This is a genomic window from Cedecea neteri (genome assembly GCF_000758305.1).
Lineage (GTDB): Bacteria > Pseudomonadota > Gammaproteobacteria > Enterobacterales > Enterobacteriaceae > Cedecea > Cedecea neteri_C.
In genome coordinates this window covers 666,591-687,028 of the sequence record NZ_CP009458.1, presented here as the reverse complement: position 1 = coordinate 687,028, position 20,438 = coordinate 666,591, and the positions used below count along the sequence as shown (strand labels likewise).

The 20,438-nt window shown below is 54.7% G+C and carries 17 protein-coding genes; 7 read left to right on the top strand and 10 right to left on the bottom strand.

The window, feature by feature from the left end; genetic code table 11:
• Positions 1-17: 17 nt before the first annotated feature.
• The 10 genes from dusB to LH23_RS03120 form a co-directional block, all read right to left on the bottom strand.
• Positions 18-983, bottom strand: coding sequence for a tRNA dihydrouridine synthase DusB (gene dusB, locus LH23_RS03165; protein ID WP_039288237.1), 966 nt, complete (start codon positions 981-983; stop codon positions 18-20).
• 371 nt (positions 984-1,354) lie between these two features.
• Positions 1,355-2,239, bottom strand: coding sequence for a 50S ribosomal protein L11 methyltransferase (prmA, locus tag LH23_RS03160; protein WP_039288234.1), 885 nt, complete (start codon positions 2,237-2,239; stop codon positions 1,355-1,357).
• Positions 2,240-2,250: 11 nt separating this feature from the next.
• Complete coding sequence (gene panF / locus LH23_RS03155) at positions 2,251-3,705, bottom strand: sodium/pantothenate symporter (protein ID WP_039288231.1); 1,455 nt, start codon at positions 3,703-3,705, stop codon at positions 2,251-2,253.
• Positions 3,695-3,937, bottom strand: a complete 243-nt coding sequence (locus LH23_RS03150) for a YhdT family protein (RefSeq protein WP_039288228.1) — start codon at positions 3,935-3,937, stop codon at positions 3,695-3,697. Before LH23_RS03150 ends, panF begins: the two co-directional genes overlap by 11 nt.
• Positions 3,938-4,050: 113 nt before the next feature.
• On the bottom strand, positions 4,051-5,397 hold the full coding sequence (gene accC, locus LH23_RS03145) for an acetyl-CoA carboxylase biotin carboxylase subunit (RefSeq protein WP_008454915.1): 1,347 nt from the start codon (positions 5,395-5,397) through the stop codon (positions 4,051-4,053).
• Positions 5,398-5,407: 10 nt separating this feature from the next.
• On the bottom strand, positions 5,408-5,887 hold the full coding sequence (gene accB / locus LH23_RS03140) for an acetyl-CoA carboxylase biotin carboxyl carrier protein (RefSeq protein WP_008454913.1): 480 nt from the start codon (positions 5,885-5,887) through the stop codon (positions 5,408-5,410).
• A gap of 22 nt (positions 5,888-5,909) precedes the next feature.
• Positions 5,910-6,362 (bottom strand): type II 3-dehydroquinate dehydratase, encoded by a 453-nt coding sequence (gene aroQ / locus LH23_RS03135; protein WP_039288225.1) that lies wholly within the window; start codon positions 6,360-6,362, stop codon positions 5,910-5,912.
• A gap of 231 nt (positions 6,363-6,593) precedes the next feature.
• Entirely contained in the window at positions 6,594-7,193 is a 600-nt protein-coding gene (gene msrQ / locus LH23_RS03130; protein ID WP_008454910.1) for a protein-methionine-sulfoxide reductase heme-binding subunit MsrQ, read from the bottom strand.
• On the bottom strand, positions 7,194-8,198 hold the full coding sequence (msrP, locus tag LH23_RS03125; RefSeq protein ID WP_039288223.1) for a protein-methionine-sulfoxide reductase catalytic subunit MsrP: 1,005 nt from the start codon (positions 8,196-8,198) through the stop codon (positions 7,194-7,196).
• A 113-nt stretch (positions 8,199-8,311) separates the two neighbouring features.
• Positions 8,312-9,286 (bottom strand): MDR family oxidoreductase, encoded by a 975-nt coding sequence (locus LH23_RS03120; protein ID WP_039288221.1) that lies wholly within the window; start codon positions 9,284-9,286, stop codon positions 8,312-8,314.
• A 207-nt stretch (positions 9,287-9,493) separates the two neighbouring features.
• Here LH23_RS03120 and csrD point away from each other — a divergent pair, with 207 nt between their 5' ends.
• The 7 genes from csrD (at position 9,494) to yhdP (ending at position 20,403) form a co-directional block, all read left to right on the top strand.
• Positions 9,494-11,434, top strand: a complete 1,941-nt coding sequence (csrD, locus tag LH23_RS03115) for an RNase E specificity factor CsrD (protein WP_039288219.1) — start codon at positions 9,494-9,496, stop codon at positions 11,432-11,434.
• Positions 11,435-11,740: 306 nt separating this feature from the next.
• Entirely contained in the window at positions 11,741-12,784 is a 1,044-nt protein-coding gene (gene mreB / locus LH23_RS03110; protein WP_000913396.1) for a rod shape-determining protein MreB, read from the top strand.
• A 63-nt stretch (positions 12,785-12,847) separates the two neighbouring features.
• Entirely contained in the window at positions 12,848-13,834 is a 987-nt protein-coding gene (gene mreC, locus LH23_RS03105) for a rod shape-determining protein MreC (protein WP_008454901.1), read from the top strand.
• Positions 13,834-14,322, top strand: coding sequence for a rod shape-determining protein MreD (gene mreD / locus LH23_RS03100; RefSeq protein WP_039288215.1), 489 nt, complete (start codon positions 13,834-13,836; stop codon positions 14,320-14,322). Before mreC ends, mreD begins: the two co-directional genes overlap by 1 nt.
• Positions 14,323-14,331: 9 nt before the next feature.
• A complete protein-coding gene (locus LH23_RS03095; protein WP_039288213.1) occupies positions 14,332-14,925 on the top strand; it encodes a Maf family protein in 594 nt (197 codons plus the stop codon).
• Positions 14,915-16,384 (top strand): ribonuclease G, encoded by a 1,470-nt coding sequence (gene rng / locus LH23_RS03090; RefSeq protein ID WP_039288211.1) that lies wholly within the window; start codon positions 14,915-14,917, stop codon positions 16,382-16,384. Before LH23_RS03095 ends, rng begins: the two co-directional genes overlap by 11 nt.
• 206 nt (positions 16,385-16,590) lie before the next feature.
• On the top strand, positions 16,591-20,403 hold the full coding sequence (yhdP, locus tag LH23_RS03085; RefSeq protein WP_039288209.1) for an AsmA2 domain-containing protein YhdP: 3,813 nt from the start codon (positions 16,591-16,593) through the stop codon (positions 20,401-20,403).
• Positions 20,404-20,438: the final 35 nt, after the last annotated feature.

Below are 20,438 nucleotides of genomic sequence, written 5' to 3'. Positions count from 1 at the left end.
CAGCTCTTTATTTCTGTTTACGCAAAATTTTCGAAGTATGCCTCCAACGCCTCCAGCTGTTCGCTGGCATCCTCAATGGCGTTGAATGTGCGCCGAAACTGGTCATTTGGAGCGTGCTCCTGGAGATACCAGGAGACGTGTTTACGCGCAATTCGGTAACCTTTTACATGGCCATAAAAGCTATGCAGTTCCCGAACGTGCGAGCAAAGTAAGCGCTTTACCTCTGCCAGAGGCAAGGGGGGCAGCAGCTCTCCAGTGTCCAGATAATGCTGGATTTCCCGAAAGATCCAGGGTCTTCCCTGAGCCGCACGGCCTATCATCAGGGCATCAGCCCCCGTATAGTCAAGTACAGCTCTGGCTTTAAGCGGGTCAGTAATGTCACCATTCGCGATAATCGGAATGGAAACTTTCTGCTTAACTGCCCGAATGCTGTCGTATTCAGCATCGCCCTGGAATAAACAGGCGCGTGTGCGTCCATGAATTGTCAGAGCCTGAATCCCACAGTCTTCAGCCAGTTGGGCAATCTCTACACAGTTACGGTGCGCGGGCTCCCAGCCGGTACGAATTTTCAACGTCACAGGAACATCCACTGCTTTCACTACCGTCGTCACGATGTCCTTTACCAGACTCGGGTACTGCAGAAGGGCTGAACCTGCGAGCTTACGATTCACCTTTTTTGCCGGACAACCCATATTGATATCAATAATCTGGGCGCCATTAGCCACGTTAATTCGCGCGGCTTCTGCCATCTCTTCCGGTACGCTGCCGGCAATTTGCACGGTGCGAATACCCGGTTCATCCACATGAACCATGCGTAAACGGGATTTGTCGCTCGCCCAAACTTCCGGGTTAGAGGACATCATCTCGGAAACGGTTAACCCGGCTCCCATCTCGTAGCACAGCGTCCTGAATGGTCTGTCAGTGATGCCAGCCATAGGTGCTGCGATCAGGCGATTTCTGAGCTGGTGGTGTCCGATGCGCATGAGTTAAGAAATGACCATACTGTGCCTGCAAGGCGGCGTATATTACGCATTTTTCGCACGAGATGAAAGGCCAAACTTTGAACAATCCTCTGTCACAGATCAATGAAGCGGCAACAAACGCGGCCAGAATACGTAATTCATTCAATTAATCAGCGAGTTAGGATTTTTCGTTTATTTCATGCTGTTTTAAATTTTCCTGAAAGTTAGCAGAAATATGCTGTCCAACAGGCTATTTTTACCAGATAAACCGCTGTTTTTGTGGCCAGTTTTGGGTTTTTTATGCGAACAAGCTCTCATTTTTACATGCGGCTTACTCACTAAAACTGGCTAGAAACGGCACACGACTCGACGTCCGTATGCCGTTATTTTCATCAGCCGTGCTTGCGGCCGGTGATACGGCACCACTCTTCTTTTTCCGCAACCGGATCAAGCGTGAATTTATCGGCATAAGCTTCGCAAACGCCTTCGGCCTGGCTTGCCAGAACGCCGGAAAGGCCAAGGAAACCGCCCTCAACCGGCAGCACGCTGATTAGCGGCGCTAGCTCACGCAGAGGGCCAGCCAGGATGTTAGCGACCACCACATCGGCGCTCATGACTTCTGGCTGGTCTTTCGGCAGGTAAAGCTCGAGTCGGTCGGAAACACCGTTACGTTCGGCGTTATCGCGGCTCGCCTGAATCGCCTGCGGATCGATATCGATGCCGATAGCTTTTGCGGCTCCCAGTTTGAGGGCCGCAATTGCCAGGATCCCGGAGCCGCAGCCGAAGTCGATCACGGTTTTGTCTGCCAGATCCAGGCCGTCGAGCCATTCGAGGCACAGCGAGGTGGTTGGGTGGGTACCGGTGCCAAATGCCAAGCCCGGGTCGAGCATCACGTTCACGGCAGTTTCATCCGGCACATCGCGCCAGCTTGGGCAGATCCACAGGCGGTTGCCGAAGCGCATTGGGTGGAAGTTATCCATCCATTCGCGCTCCCAGTCTTTGTCTTCCAGCTGTTCCACTTTGTAGTGGAAGCCCTGGCCTAACAAAGGGCAGTTCTCAAGGATAGCGACCACTTCTACCATGTCTGTTTCCGCGTCATACAGGCCGATAACGTCGGTATCGCCCCAAAGGCGAGTTTCACCCGGCAGCGGTTCAAAGACCGGTGTGTCGTGGGTGTCCTGGAAGGTGACGGAAACCGCCCCGCTTTCAATCAGCGCATCGCCTAAGCTTTCAGCGTTGCCGCCGGTGGTGTTAATTTTCAGTTGGATCCATGGCATGGCGAAACTCTTTATTTATCAGTAGTGGAAACAAGAAGGGGCTCCGGGACGGCACGACCAAAACGGTTACCGATCAGGAACGCCAGCAAGCTGAACAGGAGCGAAGGCACAATCGGGTGGAAGCCCAGGAGCTGCAGGCCGAAACTGGCGAGCGCCGCGTACAGCACGCCGCCGACAATCATGCCGCTCAGCGCGCCTGCCGCGTTCGCTTTCTCCCAATAGAGGCCCAGCACCAGTGGCCACAGGAAAACGGCCTCCAGGCCTCCGAAGGCCAGCAGATTTAGCCAGATAATCATCTCTGGCGGTCGCCAGGCGGCCAGCATCATCAGAATGCCCAACACCAGCGTAGTGGTGGTCGAAATGCGCTTCAGGCGGCGCTCCTGATGAATTTTAGCCGGACTTGCGCTAAGCCACAGGTCTTTCACGATTGTCGCGGAGGCCTGCAGCAAGTGTGCGTTAACGTTGGACATAATGGCGGCCATTGGCGCGGCCAGGAATAACCCAGCGGCCCACGGTGGCAGAACCTTCATCATCAGCGTAGGGATCACCAGATCCGGCACCGTCAGGCCCGGGAGAACTGCTCTACCTAGCGCGCCAGCAAGGTGCATGCCTAACATCAGAATCGCGACCACAATGGTGCCGATGATAATGCCTCGGTGGACGGCTTTACTGTCTTTATAAGAGATGCAGCGTACCGCCGTGTGGGGCAGGCCGATCACACCAAAACAGACCAGTACCCAGAAGGAGGCCATAAACGTTGGTGTCAGAATATCGCCCGCACCCTGAGGGCTGACCAGTTTCGGGTCGATATGTTCTAACGTTTGTACCGCGTTGCCCAGCCCGCCTGCGGCATGAACTACGCCGACCAGCAGCACGATGGTGCCTATCAGCATCACCATGCCCTGCATGGTGTCGTTGAGTACGCTGGCGCGGAAGCCGCCGAAAGAAGTATAGAGCGCGATAGTGATCCCGAAAATCAGCAGGCCAGTTTCATACTTTATACCTGCGGCGGTTTCCAGCAGCCGAGCGCCACCGATGAACTGGACGGCAATCGCACCGACAAACGCAACCAGCAGGCTGATACTGGCAATCCAGACGACGGCCCGATTCTGGTAGCGAGCCTGGAGCATGTCATTCAACGTGATGGCGTTATAGCGGCGCGCCAGGATAGCAAATTTTTTCCCAAGGATCCCCAGCGAAAGCCAGATCGTCGGGATCTGAATCATGGCCAACAACACCCAGCCCAGGCCGAACTTATAGGCGGCGCCCGGGCCGCCTATAAACGAACTGGCGCTGATGTAGGTGGTGGTCAGCGTCATGGCCAGCACGAAGCCGCCCATCGAACGGCTGCCGAGGAAATATTCACTCAGAAAGGTGCCGGAGGTGCGTTGGCGCATGGCGTAAACGGAAAGGCCAAAGACCGCGATCAGGTAGATAACCAGCACGGCAATCACTTCATTTTGCATGATCATCCCCCAGAGGAATGTCGCGGAATAAGTATTTCACCATCAGCCAGCAAAGCAGGATAAACAGCAGCGGTACCAGCAGACAGGCCATCTCGAACCAGTGCGGCAAGCCGGTGATCCCCTGCGTATTGTCAGGTAAGTAAGCAGCCACTAACCATGCGACAAGATAGAGCAAGGTCAGCCAGAGCGCCCAGCGCGCTTCTTTATGGGCCTGAACAAAACGGTTGTCCATTTTTGTCCCTTGAGTTCGCAGAAAGCGGGGATTGTAACGCATCCATCCTGTTGGAGGATAAAAAAAGAAAAAGGCCGGAAATCCGGCCTTTTGTCGACATGTTCAACGGAAACTTAGTGCTGAAGACCGAGTTTCTTCTCCAGGTAGTGGATGTTTGTTCCACCGTGCTGGAAGTTTTCGTCGTTCATGATTTTGGTCTGCAGATCGATGTTGGTTTTGATGCCATCGATGATCAGTTCTGCCAGGGCGTTTTTCATGCGGGCAATAGCCACTTCACGCGTTTCGCCGTAGCAGATGAGCTTCCCAATCATTGAATCGTAGTACGGCGGTACAGTGTAACCGGCGTAGATATGCGATTCCCAACGCACGCCAAAACCACCAGGCGCGTGGAAGCGCGTGATTTTGCCCGGGCTTGGCAGGAAGGTGTTCGGGTCTTCGGCGTTGATACGGCATTCCACCGCGTGGCCGGTAACGTGAACGTCTTCCTGTTTGATGGACAGCGGCTGACCGGCTGCGATACGCAGCTGCTCTTTGATCAGGTCAACACCGGTGATCATTTCGGTAACCGGGTGTTCTACCTGAATACGGGTGTTCATCTCGATGAAATAGAACTCGCCGTTTTCGAACAGGAACTCAAAAGTACCTGCGCCGCGATAGTTAATGTCGATACAGGCTTTGGCGCAGCGGTCGCCGATGAATTTACGCAGCTCAGGCGTGATGCCCGGGGCTGGTGCTTCTTCAACGACTTTCTGGTGGCGGCGCTGCATGGAGCAGTCACGTTCAGCCAGATAGATAGCGTGCCCCTGGCCGTCGGCCAGAACCTGAATCTCGATATGGCGTGGGTTCTCGAGGTATTTCTCCATGTAAACCATGTCGTTGTTGAAAGCCGCTTTGGCTTCCGCACGCGTCATGTTGATGGATTGCTCGAGTTCCGCGTCGCTGCGCACTACGCGCATACCGCGACCGCCGCCGCCGCCGGAGGCTTTGATAATTACCGGGTAGCCGATGCGTTTTGCATGGGCACGGTTTTTATCCATGTCGCCGTCCAGTGGGCCGTCAGAGCCTGGTACCGTCGGTACGCCCGCTTTTTTCATCGCGGTGATCGCGGAAACTTTGTCGCCCATCAGGCGGATAGTTTCAGCTTTCGGGCCGATGAAGATAAAGCCGGAGCGCTCAACCTGCTCGGCAAAGTTGGCGTTTTCAGACAGGAAGCCGTAACCCGGGTGAATCGCGACCGCGCCGGTAATTTCCGCCGCAGAGATGATTGCCGGGATGTTCAGGTAGCTTTTTACGGACGGAGCCGGGCCGATACAGACCGTTTCATCCGCCAGTAATACGTGTTTCAGATCGCGGTCCGCGCTTGAGTGCACGGCGACAGTCTTGATGCCCAGTTCTTTACAGGCACGAAGAATACGCAGTGCAATCTCGCCGCGGTTGGCGATGACAATTTTATCCAGCATGTTCGCCTCGTTACTCGATGACGACCAGCGGCTCGTCAAATTCTACCGGCTGACCATTCTCAATCAGAATTGCTTTTACCACACCGGCTTTATCTGATTCGATCTGGTTCATCATTTTCATTGCTTCAACGATGCACAGAGTGTCGCCAACGTTAACTTTCTGGCCCACTTCCACAAACGCTTTGGCGTCCGGGCTAGGGGTACGGTAGAAGGTACCGACCATTGGGGAACGTACGATGTGACCACTGACTTCAGCAGCTGCAGGGGCTTCCATTGCTGGGGTTGCGGCTGGTGCAACGGCCTGAGCCAGACCCGGCTGTGGCTGCGGCTGGTACATTGGTGCAGCGTAAGCCTGTTGCATCATTGGGAAACCAGCGTTTGCCGGGGAGCGGCTGATGCGTACAGACTCTTCGCCTTCAGAAATTTCCAGTTCAGCGATGCCTGATTCTTCAACCAGCTCGATCAGTTTTTTAATCTTACGAATATCCATGAGTGGGTTCCGTACTCTTTGTTTAGATGGATTTTGACAGGCGTTTTACCGCCGTCTGTAAAGCATATGAATAGCCGTCAGCGCCTAATCCGCAGATCACGCCGACGGCCTTATCTGATAGATAGGAATGATGGCGGAACGGTTCACGCGCGTGCACATTGCTGAGGTGAATCTCGATAAACGGGATATCCACCGCCAGTAACGCATCGCGCAGCGCGACGCTGGTATGCGTGAACGCGGCCGGATTAATCAGGATAAAGTCGACAGTGTCTTTGGCCTGATGAATTCGGTCAATCAACGCATATTCGGCGTTAGATTGCAGGTGGCTGAGCGTCACGCCAAGGCTTGTTGCTTCTGCCTCAAGCGTGTTAACAATTTCTGCTAACGTCTGGTGGCCGTACTTATCCGGCTCCCGGGTGCCCAGCATGTTCAGATTAGGGCCATTCAAAAGCAAAATGTGAAATTCACCCGACATCGTGCTGCCATCTCCTGCGATTAGTAGGCAATTTACAAAATATACCTAAGTTTTCCGGTTGTCACCTTTTCGAGCCGAAAATGGTCGTCCGAAAAAACCGAAGTCGCACATTATAACGATTTCGTAGCATTTGGCAGCTAAATACTGGTCTTATCAGGGAAGATGATCAACCGATATCCAGTTGTAGATACCGATTGATGTTTATTCTGCGGAGAAGCACACGCTTTGCGGTTAGCGCCACCACTGGCGAAACTTCTTGTAGCGAAGTGCAAGAAGAATGATAGCGCCCAGAGCATAAAGCAAGGGTTGAGGGGACAAAATCTTAACCGACCAGAGGAAATGAATTGGCGCGAGGATCGCGACCAGATAGACGAAGTTATGCAGTTTCTGCCAGCGAGCCCCCAAAAAACGCTGTGCTCGCTGGGTAGACGTTACGGCCAATGCCAGCAGGATAATCCAGCAAATGATGCCCAGCGTCAGATAAGGGCGACTCACTAACTCCTGGCCAAGCAGGCCAAGATTGCTGATCCCAAGTTCCAGCAGGGAATAGCTGGTGAGGTGCAGCGTTGCCCAGACGAAGCACCATACCCCCAGCAGGCGGCGGGTGCGAATCAAGAGCGGTTGTTTAGCGTAACGCGCGAGAGGCGTGACAAGTAACGTCGCCAGCAGCAGTTTGAGCGCCATTCTGCCGGTAAAATGCTGAATGTCTTTTGCCGGATCGGCGCTGAAAAGTCCCTGGCTTGCCGCATAAAACAGCCAGACGAAGGGCAGAAAAGCGGCCAGATGAAGCCCCACTTTCAGCCAGGTAATCTGTTTTACCGTCAGGCGCACTCAGAAGTTCTCCTTCAAATTCAGGCCGCGATACAGCGAGGCAACCTGGTCTGCGTAGCCATTAAACAGCAAAGTAGGCTGGCGCTTAACGTCCAGTACGCCGCCCGAGCCAATAAAGCGCTCTGAAGCCTGCGACCAGCGAGGGTGATCAACGTGCGGGTTTACGTTGGCGTAGAAACCATATTCATTAGGCGCGGCAAGGTTCCATGTCGTAGGCGGCAGTTCGCGCACCAGCTTGATGCTGACGATAGATTTAATGCCTTTAAAGCCATATTTCCACGGCACCGTGAGGCGAATCGGCGCGCCGTTTTGCGGCGGCAAAGCTTTACCATAAACGCCCACGGTTAACAGTGTGAGTGGATGCATCGCTTCATCCAGCCGCAATCCTTCGACATAAGGATATTGAAGGCCACCACCGATGAATCGGTCCTTCTGGCCCGGCATCTGCTCCGGGTCATAAAGTGTTTCAAAGGCAACGTATTTTGCATTGCTGGTGGGTTCAACCAGGGCGAGCAGCTTATTGAGCGGGAAGCCAATCCACGGTACGGCCATCGACCATGCCTCGACGCAGCGCATGCGATAAATGCGCTCTTCCAGCGGGAAACGCTTATACAGGTCATCGTGATCGAGCGTCATGGGTTTAGCCACTTCGCCGCTGATTTTAATCTGCCAGGGGTCGGTTTTTAGCCCACCGGCGTTAGCGGCAGGATCGGCTTTATCCAGACCAAACTCATAGAAGTTGTTGTAGCCCGTGACTCTGTCTTCCGGGGTCAGAGCCAGTTTGGCCTGGTACTCTTCTGGCTTAGTGAACGTCAGCGGTTTGCCAGCAGGAGCCGGTGGGCGATCGTTACCTTTGAACCAGGAAAGAATATCGGCGTTGGCGGTCTGAGGGAGTGACAGCGCAGCCGCGCTGATGCCCAGAGCCTTCAGTACCTGGCGGCGTTTCATCATAAACACGGATTCTGGCGTAACGTCGGCTTCGGTGAGCCGGGTGACCTTTTTCATGACGTTCTCCTCGTAGCGATAGCCTAAGCATGACCGAGAGAAAGCGTTCCGGCGAATATGTCACGAAAAATTGAAATTTGAGGAGCGGCAGGATGTCGCTCCTCGGGCAAGGTTTAACGCACTTTTACCAGGGTTCTGCCCTGAGCGGCATTATTAATGATGTCGCTGGCGTACTTTGGCGCTTCTGCCAGACCGATTTCGGTGGTCGCTTGCTGGTAGAAATCGTCCGGTAAGTCTTTTACCAGACGTGCCCAGGCGGCGGCGCGACGCTCCGGTGGCGTCATCACTGAATCCACACCCTGCAGACGGACGTTGCGCAGAATAAATGGCATCACGGTGGTTGGCAGCGCGAAGCCACCGGCTAAGCCACAGGCCGCCACGCAGCCGCCATAGTTCATTTGCGCCAGAACTTTCGCCAGCACTTTATCGCCTACGGTATCAATGGCACCGGCCCAGAGCTGTTTTTCCAGCGGGCGGGTTTCGGCGAACTCATCGCGGCCAAGAATGCGGTCAGCACCGAGGCTGCGAAGGTAATCATGCGTACTTTCGCGACCGGATACGGCGGCCACTTTATAGCCCAGTTTGTGCAGCAGCGAAATGGCCGTGCTGCCCACGCCGCCGCTTGCGCCGGTCACCACGATTTCCCCGCTATCTGGCGTCACGCCTGCATCTTCAAGCGCCATCACGCAGAGCATCGCGGTAAAGCCGGCCGTGCCGATAATCATCGCCTTGCGTGCGTCTAAACCTTCGGGCATGGCAACCAGCCAGTCACCTTTCACCCTCGCGGCTTCGGCCAGGCCGCCCCAATGGCTTTCTCCGACGCCCCAGCCGGTGAGCAGCACCGCCTGGCCTGGCTGAAATCGATCGTCTTCACTGGTGAGCACTTTGCCCGCAAAGTCGATGCCCGGCACCATCGGAAAATTACGGATAATTTTGCCTTTGCCGGTGATGGCCAGGGCGTCTTTGTAATTCAGGCTGGAGTAATCAATCTCCACGGTGACGTTGCCTTCTGGCAGCGCGTCGTGGTCGAGTGTTTTTACCGTGGCCAGGGTTTGGCCTTCGGACTGTTCCAGGATTAATGCCTGCATGGGCGTTCCTCGGTCGGTAGCAATGGGAAAAAAATCTTAGCAGACTATACTCCGATACTGATGTGAAGAGCCGACCTGACGCAATAAATGCTCAGAAATTCCCGAGGGGTTTCGTTTGCCTGGGGTCGACCTTTGCTATTTAATGCTTCCTCGTTTGGGGCCCATGATGAGTGTGGTTAATTTTCACTAACCGGAGTTAGCACAGGGATGCGATTAACGACGAAACTTTCAGCCTTTATTACCCTCTTAACCGGGCTTGCGATTTTCGTTACGCTCTTTGGGTGCCTGCTAAGTTTCTATAACTCTGTTCACGACAAAACTCAGCAGCGCATTATGGCTGTTGTCACGATCATTGATAATCAGCTTGTCTCACGCTCGCCCCAGGATCTTGTGGATCACTTTAGCGAGCTGATGATACCGGTGGACATCACCGAAATTCGCCTGATGGCGGATAAAACCTATCTCTTCCAGCACGTTTTACCCGAAGGCTATCGCCCGGTGGGGACGCAATATACCTACCGCACCATTAACGTCGCGTTGATGAAGCACCCTGGCATGACGCTGCGGCTGACTTATCTCGACCCGATCGCCGTCTACTATCACGCCATGTTTACCACGACGCCATTAACTGCGGCGGTCGCTTTTATGCTGGTGGTGCTCTTCCTGGCCGGGCGCTGGCTGAGGCGTCAGCTTTCCGGGCAAGAGCTGCTCGAAATCAGAGCTGGAAAAATCATTAGCGGGGAGCGAGGGGCGGAAGTGCGTGGTTCGGTGCATGAATGGCCGCCGCTGGTGAGCAGCGCCATGGATACCCTACTTTCCGATCTGCAAAGCGCTAGCGAGCAGCGAAGCCGAGTGGATACCCTGATCAGGGCATTTGCCGCCCAGGACATTAAAACCGGCCTTAATAACCGTTTGTTCTTTGATAACCAACTGGCCACGCTGCTGGAAGGCCAGGAGCAGGTCGGCGCTCACGGCGTGGTGATGATGATTCGCCTGCCTGATTTCGAGCTATTAAAAGAGACCTGGGGCAATGGCCCGGTTGAAGAATACTTATTCACTTTGGTTAACCTGCTCTCGACCTTTGTGATGCGCTATCCTGGTGCCTTATTGGCCCGTTATTTCCGCAGTGATTTTGCGGTATTGCTGCCGCACCGAACGCTGAAAGAAGCGGACGGTATCGCCAGCCAACTGCTGAATGCCGTGGATGCGCTTCCGTCAACCCGCATGGTTGATCGCAGCGATATGCTGCATATCGGCATTTGCGCATGGCGCAGCGGGCAAACAAAAGAGCAGGTCATGGAGCACGCGGAAATCGCGACCCGCAATGCCGCTTTCCAGGGGGCCAACAGCTGGTCCGTCTACGACGACAAGCTCCCGGAACAGGGCCGGGGCAACGTGAAATGGCGCACTTTGCTTGAGCAGGTACTTAAGCAGGGCGGCCCGCGTTTTTATCAGAAACCCGCGGTTGATAAGCATGGAGTGGTTCACCACCGTGAAATCATGTGCCGTATCTTCGACGGCGAGCAAGAAGTCTTGTCGGCTGAATACATGCCGATGGTCAGGCAGTTTGGTTTATCCGAACAATATGACCGGCAGATCGTGTCCCGGCTGCTGCCGCTGCTAAACTTCTGGCCGGAAGAAACCCTTGCTATTCAAATCACCGTCGACTCGCTGATCCGCGTGCCTTTCCAGCGTTGGCTGCGTGATTCACTGATGCAGTGCGAAAAATCGAAGCGAGCACGGATTATTTTTGAACTTGCTGAGGCAGATGTCTGTCAACACATCAGCCGATTACAACATGTTGTAAGGTTAATCACTGCGTTAGGGGCAAGGGTTGTGATTATCCAGGCAGGATTAACGGTCGTCAGCACAACTTATATAAAAGAGCTGGATGTGGAGTTAATTAAGCTGCATCCGGGTCTGGTCAGAAACATCGGCAAGCGTACTGAAAACCAGCTTTTTGTGAAGAGCCTGGTTGAAGCCTGTAATGGGACGCGAATCCATGTTTTTGCCACAGGAGTGAGGACCCGCGGCGAGTGGCAGACGCTGATTGATAACGGGGTTGAGGGGGCGCAGGGCGATTTTATCGCCGCATCTCAGCCGCTTGACAGTAATGTGAAAAAATATTCACAAAGATACTCGGTTTAACCTGCCGTTTGCCATTATTTCACGTAGAATAACGCGCGCTGCATCTCAAGGGGGCTAGTCAGCCTGCCGGCCAGATTGTCGCAGCCGTTATGAACCGGTTTGCTGCTGTTAGCTGTTCGTTTATTCTACCGCGTTTGCCGCATTTCTGAACGCCATGTAGAAAGACGTTTCAAAAGTGTTACAGCCGTAGTGAACTGCACTATTTTTCACCGTTGCAGAACATTTTTGCGCCTTGTCGCTGTAGCGTGTGGTTGGTAAAGTAAGCGGATTTTGTATCCGCCCCAGCTTTCAGGATTATCCCTTAGTATGTTGAAAAAATTTCGTGGCATGTTTTCCAATGACCTGTCCATTGACCTGGGTACTGCGAATACCCTGATTTATGTGAAAGGACAAGGCATCGTACTGAATGAGCCCTCCGTTGTGGCCATTCGCCAGGACCGCGCCGGCTCGCCAAAAAGCGTTGCGGCCGTAGGCCATGATGCTAAACAGATGCTGGGCCGTACCCCGGGCAACATCGCGGCTATTCGTCCGATGAAAGACGGCGTTATCGCTGACTTCTTCGTGACCGAGAAAATGCTGCAGCACTTTATCAAACAGGTTCACAGCAACAGCTTCATGCGCCCAAGCCCGCGCGTGCTGGTTTGTGTGCCAGTGGGTGCTACCCAGGTTGAACGTCGTGCAATTCGTGAGTCCGCACAGGGTGCAGGCGCTCGTGAAGTGTTCCTGATTGAAGAACCTATGGCTGCGGCAATTGGCGCAGGCCTGCCGGTTTCTGAAGCTACCGGCTCCATGGTTGTGGATATCGGTGGTGGTACTACCGAAGTGGCCGTTATCTCCCTGAACGGCGTGGTTTACTCCTCTTCCGTTCGTATCGGCGGTGACCGCTTTGATGAAGCTATCATTAACTATGTGCGCCGTAACTACGGTTCACTGATTGGTGAAGCGACCGCGGAACGTATCAAACACGAAATCGGTTCTGCCTACCCGGGCGATGAAGTGCGTGAGATCGAAGTTCGCGGCCGTAACCTGGCTGAAGGTGTGCCACGCGGCTTCACCCTGAACTCTAACGAAATCCTCGAAGCACTGCAGGAGCCGCTGACCGGTATTGTTAGCGCGGTGATGGTTGCGCTGGAACAGTGCCCGCCAGAGCTGGCATCCGATATCTCCGAGCGTGGTATGGTTCTGACCGGTGGTGGCGCATTGCTGCGTAACCTCGATCGCCTGCTGATGGAAGAGACGGGTATCCCGGTAGTAGTTGCAGAAGATCCACTGACCTGTGTTGCCCGCGGCGGCGGCAAGGCACTGGAAATGATCGACATGCACGGCGGCGACTTGTTTAGCGAAGAGTAACAGCCACAGGCCAGGGGGAGCTTTCGCTGCCCCTGCTTGCTGGTTTGGGAATACGCATAGCCTATGAAGCCAATTTTTAGCCGTGGCCCGTCGCTACAGATTCGCCTTATCCTGGCGGTGCTGGTGGCGCTTGGTGTCATTATCGCCGACAGCCGCCTCGGTATGTTCAGCCAGATCCGAACATACATGGATACAGCCGTCAGTCCTTTCTATTTTGTCTCTAATGGTCCCCGTGAATTACTCGACAGCGTGTCTCAAACGCTGGCCTCGCGCGACCAGCTTGAACTTGAAAATCGGGTTCTGCGTCAGGAGTTAATCCTGAAAAACAGTGAATTGTTGATGCTGGGTCAATACCGGCAGGAAAACGCGCGTCTGCGCGAGCTGCTCGGTTCCCCGCTGCGTCAGGATGAGCAAAAAATGGTGACCCAGGTCATCTCCACCGTTAACGATCCGTACAGCGATCAGGTGGTGATCGACAAGGGCAGCGTGAACGGCGTGTACGAAGGCCAGCCGGTCATCAGTGATAAAGGCGTTGTCGGCCAGGTTGTCGCAGTCGCGAAGCTGACCAGCCGAGTGCTGCTGATTTGCGATGCCACCCACGCGCTGCCGATTCAGGTATTGCGTAACGATATCCGCGTGATCGCAGCCGGCAACGGCTGCACGGACGATCTACAGCTGGAGCATCTTCCGGCCAATACCGACATTCGTGTCGGCGATGTGCTGGTAACTTCTGGTCTTGGCGGCCGCTTCCCTGAAGGCTACCCGGTTGGCGTTGTGTCATCCGTTAAGCTGGATACTCAGCGCGCCTATACCGTGATTCAGGCTCGTCCTACCGCCGGTCTGCAGCGCTTGCGCTACCTGTTGTTGCTTTGGGGTGCGGATAAAAACGGTTCGTCACCAATGCCGCCTGAGGAAGTCCACCGCGTGGCCAATGAACGCCTGATGCAGATGATGCCTCAGGTTCTGCCGCCGCCAGGTTCAATGGGCCCTCCTGCGCCGGTCCCTGCGCCAGCAACCGGTATCACACAGCCTGCTACGGGAGCACAGTAGTGGGAAGTTATCGTAGCCAGGGCCGTTGGGTTATCTGGCTTTCATTTTTGATTGCCCTGCTGCTGCAGGTGATGCCCTGGCCGGATGACCTCAAGTTTTACCGGCCAGATTGGGTATTGTTGATTCTGCTTTACTGGATTTTAGCCCTGCCGCACCGCGTGAATGTCGGGACGGGTTTAATCGTAGGCGCCATACTTGATTTGATTAGCGGCTCCACGCTTGGCGTACGCGCTCTATCATTAAGTATTGTGGCTTACCTCGTGGCGCTGAAATACCAGCTTTTCCGTAACCTCGCCCTTTGGCAGCAGGCGCTGGTTGTCATGCTGCTCTCGCTGGTCACAGACATCATTGTTTTCTGGTCAGAATTTTTAGTGATCAACGTCTCTTTCAGACCGGAAGTGTTCTGGAGTAGTGTAGTTAACGGTATCCTGTGGCCCTGGATTTTCCTGTTAATGCGCAAAGTTCGCCAGCAATTCGCTGTGCAGTAAAAGGTAAACATGACTACGTTGTATCTGGCATCCGGTTCGCCTCGCCGTCAGGAACTTCTGACCCTGCTGGGCGTTTCTTTTGAACGTCTCGTGCCTGGCATTGAAGAACAGCGGCAGCCGCACGAAAGCGCGGAGCAGTATGTTCGCCGTCTGGCGCGCGAAAAAGCGCAGGCCGGGGTGGCGATGGCTGCCGAAGATTTGCCTGTACTGGGTGCGGATACAATCGTTATCTTTAACGGCGAAGTGTTGGAAAAACCACGGGATACTGAGCATGCCGCACAGATGCTGCGTTTGCTCTCCGGCAATCAGCATCAGGTGATGACTGCCGTTGCTGTCGCCGACGCCAGTCAGGTGCTGGAAGCGTTGGTGGTGACCGACGTGACCTTCCGCCGCTTATCCGAACAGGATATTGCCGACTATATTGCCAGCGGTGAACCTATGGACAAAGCCGGAGCTTACGGCATTCAGGGGCTTGGTGGCTGTTTCGTTAAAAGGATTAATGGCAGTTATCATGCAGTGGTGGGATTACCGCTGGTGGAAACTGGTGAGTTGCTGAGCAATTTTCACGCGCTGCGTGACGGACGAGGAAAAGATGACGGCTGAACTATTAGTCAACGTTACCCCATCAGAGACGCGGGTGGCCTATATTGACGGTGGCATACTGCAAGAAATTCATATTGAGCGCGAAGCGCGCCGCGGAATAGTAGGGAATATCTACAAAGGTCGCGTTAGCCGGGTGTTGCCTGGAATGCAGGCGGCGTTTGTAGATATTGGCCTGGACAAGGCGGCATTCCTTCATGCTTCTGACATTATGCCGCACACCGAGTGCGTTGCCGGTGAGGAGCAAAAGAACTTTAGCGTGCGCGACATCGCCGAGCTGGTCCGCCAGGGGCAGGATTTAATGGTGCAGGTGGTCAAAGATCCGCTGGGCACCAAAGGCGCGCGCCTGACCACCGACATCACGCTTCCTTCCCGTTACCTCGTCTTCATGCCTGGTGCTTCGCACGTTGGTGTTTCTCAACGTATTGAAAGTGAAGCCGAGCGCGACCGCCTGAAGCGCATCGTGAATGAGTATTGCGATGAACATGGGGGCTTTATTATTCGTACCGCCGCGGAAGGCGTGTGTGAAGAAGATTTAGCCTCTGATGCGGCTTACCTGAAGCGCGTATGGACCAAGGTCAGCGAGCGTAAAAAACGTAATCAAACCCGCTACCAGATGTACGGTGAACTGGCGCTGGCCCAGCGCGTATTGCGTGATTTTGCCGACGCGGCGCTGGACAGAATTCGTGTTGATTCCCGCCTGACTTACGAAATGCTGCTGGAGTTTACCGCCGAGTACATGCCGGAGATGACCAGCAAAATTGAGCATTACAGCGGCCGACAGCCAATTTTCGATCTCTACGACGTCGAGAATGAAATTCAGCGCGCGCTGGAGCGTAAGGTGGAGCTGAAGTCCGGTGGCTATCTGGTTATCGACCAGACCGAAGCGATGACCACGGTAGATATTAATACCGGCGCATTCGTGGGGCACCGCAACCTCGACGACACAATTTTTAATACAAATATCGAAGCGACTCAGGCTATCGCGCGCCAGCTTCGGTTACGTAATCTGGGCGGCATTATCATCATCGACTTTATCGATATGAGTAATGAAGATCACCGCCGCCGCGTGCTGCATTCTCTCGAGCAGGCGCTGAGTAAAGATCGCGTGAAAACAAGCATTAACGGCTTCTCCCAGCTCGGCCTGGTCGAGATGACCCGTAAGCGCACGCGTGAAAGCGTAGAGCATGTGCTGTGCAACGAATGCCCGACCTGCCACGGCCGCGGCACTGTAAAGACGGTAGAAACGGTCTGCTACGAAATTATGCGTGAAATCGTTCGTGTGCATCATGCCTACGATTCCGACCGTTTCCTGGTCTATGCTTCTCCTGCGGTGGGCGAAGCGTTGAAAAGCGAAGAGTCTCACGCGCTGGCTGAAGTAGAAATCTTTGTGGGTAAGCAGGTCAAGGTTCAGATTGAACCGCTCTACAATCAGGAGCAGTTCGACGTCGTGATGATGTAAATGCGCGGATGCGCATTGCAGACGGCTGACAAACCTCTGGTGATAGAAGAAATACCAGATGATTAGTCAAAAAAAACAGGAAAATCAATTCATTGATTTTCGGCTGATAACCACAAAGAGGGAAAAACCACGCTTTTTCCCTCTTTGTCAGCAACCTCAAATGCGCGGATGCGCATTTTGCCCGTAAGGCTGACAAGGAGAGAAAGGTGAGGCGACTGCCCGGCATTCTGCTGCTCACAGGCGTAACGTTGGTTGTTATCGTCGCGCTACTGGTGAGTGGCCTGCGGCTCGTTTTGCCGCACCTGGATGCCTGGCGGCCTGCGCTGCTGGATAAGATTGAAGCCGCCACCGGCGTGCCGGTGGAAGCCAGTAATTTACAGGCAAGCTGGGAGAATTTTGGCCCCACGCTTGATGTTCGCGACGTTAAGGCCGGCCTCAAAGACGGCGGCACGCTGAGTATTAAACGCGTTACGCTGGCGCTGGATGTCTGGCAAAGCCTGCTTCACGCGCGCTGGCAGTTTCGCGATTTGACCTTTTATCAGCTGCAAATGCGTACCAACACACCGCTCAGCCAGAATGGCGGCGATAGTACGCTGGAAGCGGATAGAATCAGCGATCTATTCCTCCGCCAGTTCGATCACTTCGATCTTCGCGACAGTTCCCTTAGCTTCCTGACGCTCTCCGGCCAGCGGGCCGAACTTTCTATTCCTCAGCTTACCTGGCTCAACGGTAAAAACCGCCACCGTGCGGAAGGCCAGGTCAGCCTGTCCAGCTTTAACGGCCAGCACGGCGTGGCCAACGTCCGTATGGATCTGCGGGATGAGAACGGCATTCTGAATAACGGCAAGGTCTGGCTGCAGGCAGATGACGTTGACGTGAAGCCCTGGCTGGGACGCTGGATGGAAGACAATGTCGACCTGAAAAGCGCCCGTTTTAGCCTTGAAGCCTGGATGGACGTGAAGGAAGGCGATATCAGCGGCGGCAGCATCTGGCTAAAAAAAGGCGGGGCAAGCTGGCCGGGTACCGATAGCGTGACGCACTCGCTTTCGGTCGATAATCTGATGGCGCAGGTCAGCCGGGAGAAATCCAACTGGCAACTCTCTATCCCTTCCACCAATATCACGCTGGATAACCAAACCTGGCCGAAAGGCTCGCTCTCCGTGGCCTGGATAGCGCCGCAGGATGTTAGTGGAAAACAAAGTCAGCGCAGCGATGAACTGCGCGTGCGCGCCAGCAATATGGAACTGGATCGGTTTAATGGCCTGTTGCCTATTGCTGCCAAAATATCGCCTCAACTGGGGGATATCTGGACTTCTCTGCAGCCTCAGGGCCACATTGACGTACTGGCGTTGGACATTCCGCTCCAACAAACCGACCTGACTCGTATGCAGGCCCGGTGGAAAGACGTGAGCTGGAAACAGTGGAAACTGTTGCCGGGTGCGGAACATTTCTCCGGATCGGTGACCGGCAGCGTCGCAAACGGGCAGCTTAATGCCGAAATGACCGACGCAAAAATGCCCTATGAAACCGTCTTCCGTGCGCCGCTTGAGATTGAGAAAGGCGTAGCGACGCTTGCCTGGCAGAAAAACGCAGACGGTTTCCAGTTAGACGGCAAGAACATTGATGTTAAGGCCCGTTCCGTTTGGGCGCGGGGTGATTTCCGTTACTTCCAGCCTGCCAGCGGCGATCCGTGGCTGGGCATTTTGGCAGGCATTAGCACCGATAACGGCGCTGACGCCTGGCGCTACTTCCCGGAAAACCTGATGGGCAAAGAGCTGACGGATTATCTCAGCTCGGCGATTCAGGGTGGCCAGGCCGATAATGCCACGCTGGTGTACGGCGGCAACCCGCATCTTTTCCCCTACGAGCACAACGAAGGTCAGTTTGAAGTTTACGTCCCGCTTCGTAACGCTAAATTTGCTTTCCAGCCGGACTGGCCTGCGCTGGAAAATCTCGATATCACGCTCGATTTCATCAATAACGGGCTGTGGATGAACAGCAAGTCGGTCAAGCTGGGCGGTGTGACGGCCAGTAATCTGACGGCGAACATTCCCGATTATGCCAAAGAAAAGCTGCTGATAGATGCCGACATCAATGGCCCGGGCAATGCGGTAGGGCCTTATTTCAAAGATACGCCGCTGGATGATTCCCTGGCCGCCGCGCTGGATGAACTCCAGATTGGCGGCGATGTGAATGCCCGCTTACATCTGGATATTCCGCTGACCGGCGAAATGACGACGGCCAAAGGCGATGTGCGGCTGAACAACAACGCGCTGCTGATCAAACCGCTGAACAGCACGCTGCATAACCTGAGCGGTAAATTCAGTTTTACCAACGGTGATTTGCAAAGTGAAGCGATGAGCGCGAACTGGTTTAATCAGCCGGTGAGCCTGAACTTCAACACCAAAACTGGCGATAAAGACTATCAGATTGGCGTCAACCTGAGCGGCGACTGGCAGCCCAATAAAACCGGTGTGCTACCGAAGCAGGTCAACGATGCGGTCAGCGGGAACATCGCGTGGAAAGGCGACGTGGGTATCACACTGCCTTATCACGGCAGCGCCAGCTACAAGGTCGATCTGGCAGGCGATCTGAAGAATGTGAGCAGTCACTTACCTGCGCCGGTGGACAAAAAATCCGGGGCAGCGCTGCCGCTGAATATTGCCGTTAAGGGCGATTTAAAGAGCTTCGATCTTACCGGAAATGCGGGCGCGCTCAATCACTTCTCCAGCCGCTGGCTGCTGAATAAGAAACTTACCCTCGACCGGGCTATTTGGGCGACTGACAGCAAAACCGTCCCACCTCTGCCAGAGCAACCAGGCGTGGAGCTCGATCTCCCTGCAATGGACGGCGCCCAATGGCTGGCGCTTTTCAGCGAAGGTGCAGCGGATAGCGTGGGGGGATCTGCCGTCTTCCCGTCAGCAGTAACACTGCGGACACCGGCATTAACGCTGGCGGGCCAGCAATGGCATAACCTGAGCCTGGTTTCTCGCCCGGTGCTGAATGGCACGCAGGTTGAGGCCCAGGGGCGTGAAATTAATGCCTCGCTTAGCATGAAGAACAACGCGCCCTGGCAGGCCAACGTTAAGTATCTTTATTTCAACCCGAACTGGAGCGTTCTCCCGAGTGGTGCAAACGGAACGGAGACGCTGCAGGTCCCGGAAAACAGCGATACGCTTAGCTTCCGTGGCTGGCCAAATGTGCAGTTGCGCTGCGCGGAGTGCTGGCTGTGGGGGCAGAAATATGGCCGTATCGATGGGGATGTGACAATCAATGGCGACACGCTGCAACTGGCCAATGGGCTGATTGATACCGGCTTTGCTCGCCTTACCGCCGACGGTGAATGGGTGAATAAGCCTGGTAGCGAACGTACTTCCCTTAAAGGCAAGCTGAAGGGCGAGAAGCTCGATGCGGCCGCGAACTTCTTTGGGGTGAAAACGCCGCTGCAGGGTTCTTCTTTCGACGTTGATTATGACCTGCACTGGCGAGCGGTGCCCTGGAAGCCGGATGAAGCTTCTCTGAATGGCATTCTGCATACCAGGCTGGGGAAAGGGCAAATTACCGACGTCAGCACGGGCCATGCGGGCCAGCTTCTGCGTCTGGTCAGCTTTGACGCGCTGCTCCGTAAACTCCGTTTCGATTTTAGCGATACCTTTGGCAGCGGTTTCTACTACGACTCAATTCGCAGCACCGCCTGGATAAAAGACGGCGTATTGCATACCGACGACACGCTGGTTGATGGACTGGAAGCGGATATCGCGATGAAAGGCTCGGTGGACTTAGTCCGCCGCGAGCTAAATATGGAGGCGGTTGTTGCCCCTGAAATCTCCGCGACGGTGGGCGTGGCTACTGCTTTTGCGGTTAACCCGATAATCGGTGCCGCGGTGTTTGCCGCCAGTAAAGTGCTTGGCCCACTGTGGAGTAAAATCTCGGTGCTGCGCTACAGCATTACCGGCCCGGTAGATAAACCAAAAATTGATGAAGTGCTGCGGCAGCCACGCACCAGCGAAGCTCACTGATTTGACGTTAGCGGTTAATTGCCGCAAGCTCCATA

Excerpts from the sequence above, each read along its gene's own strand:
- dusB (WP_039288237.1), bottom strand. The coding sequence starts at position 983 with ATGCGCATCGGACACCACCAGCTCAGAAATCGCCTGATCGCAGCACCT.
- prmA (WP_039288234.1), bottom strand. The coding sequence starts at position 2,239 with ATGCCATGGATCCAACTGAAAATTAACACCACCGGCGGCAACGCTGAA.
- panF (WP_039288231.1), bottom strand. The coding sequence starts at position 3,705 with ATGCAAAATGAAGTGATTGCCGTGCTGGTTATCTACCTGATCGCGGTC.
- LH23_RS03150 (WP_039288228.1), bottom strand. The coding sequence starts at position 3,937 with ATGGACAACCGTTTTGTTCAGGCCCATAAAGAAGCGCGCTGGGCGCTC.
- accC (WP_008454915.1), bottom strand. The coding sequence starts at position 5,397 with ATGCTGGATAAAATTGTCATCGCCAACCGCGGCGAGATTGCACTGCGT.
- accB (WP_008454913.1), bottom strand. The coding sequence starts at position 5,887 with ATGGATATTCGTAAGATTAAAAAACTGATCGAGCTGGTTGAAGAATCA.
- aroQ (WP_039288225.1), bottom strand. The coding sequence starts at position 6,362 with ATGTCGGGTGAATTTCACATTTTGCTTTTGAATGGCCCTAATCTGAAC.
- msrP (WP_039288223.1), bottom strand. The coding sequence starts at position 8,198 with ATGAAAAAGGTCACCCGGCTCACCGAAGCCGACGTTACGCCAGAATCC.
- LH23_RS03120 (WP_039288221.1), bottom strand. The coding sequence starts at position 9,286 with ATGCAGGCATTAATCCTGGAACAGTCCGAAGGCCAAACCCTGGCCACG.
- csrD (WP_039288219.1), top strand. The coding sequence starts at position 9,494 with ATGCGATTAACGACGAAACTTTCAGCCTTTATTACCCTCTTAACCGGG.
- mreB (WP_000913396.1), top strand. The coding sequence starts at position 11,741 with ATGTTGAAAAAATTTCGTGGCATGTTTTCCAATGACCTGTCCATTGAC.
- mreC (WP_008454901.1), top strand. The coding sequence starts at position 12,848 with ATGAAGCCAATTTTTAGCCGTGGCCCGTCGCTACAGATTCGCCTTATC.
- LH23_RS03095 (WP_039288213.1), top strand. The coding sequence starts at position 14,332 with ATGACTACGTTGTATCTGGCATCCGGTTCGCCTCGCCGTCAGGAACTT.
- rng (WP_039288211.1), top strand. The coding sequence starts at position 14,915 with ATGACGGCTGAACTATTAGTCAACGTTACCCCATCAGAGACGCGGGTG.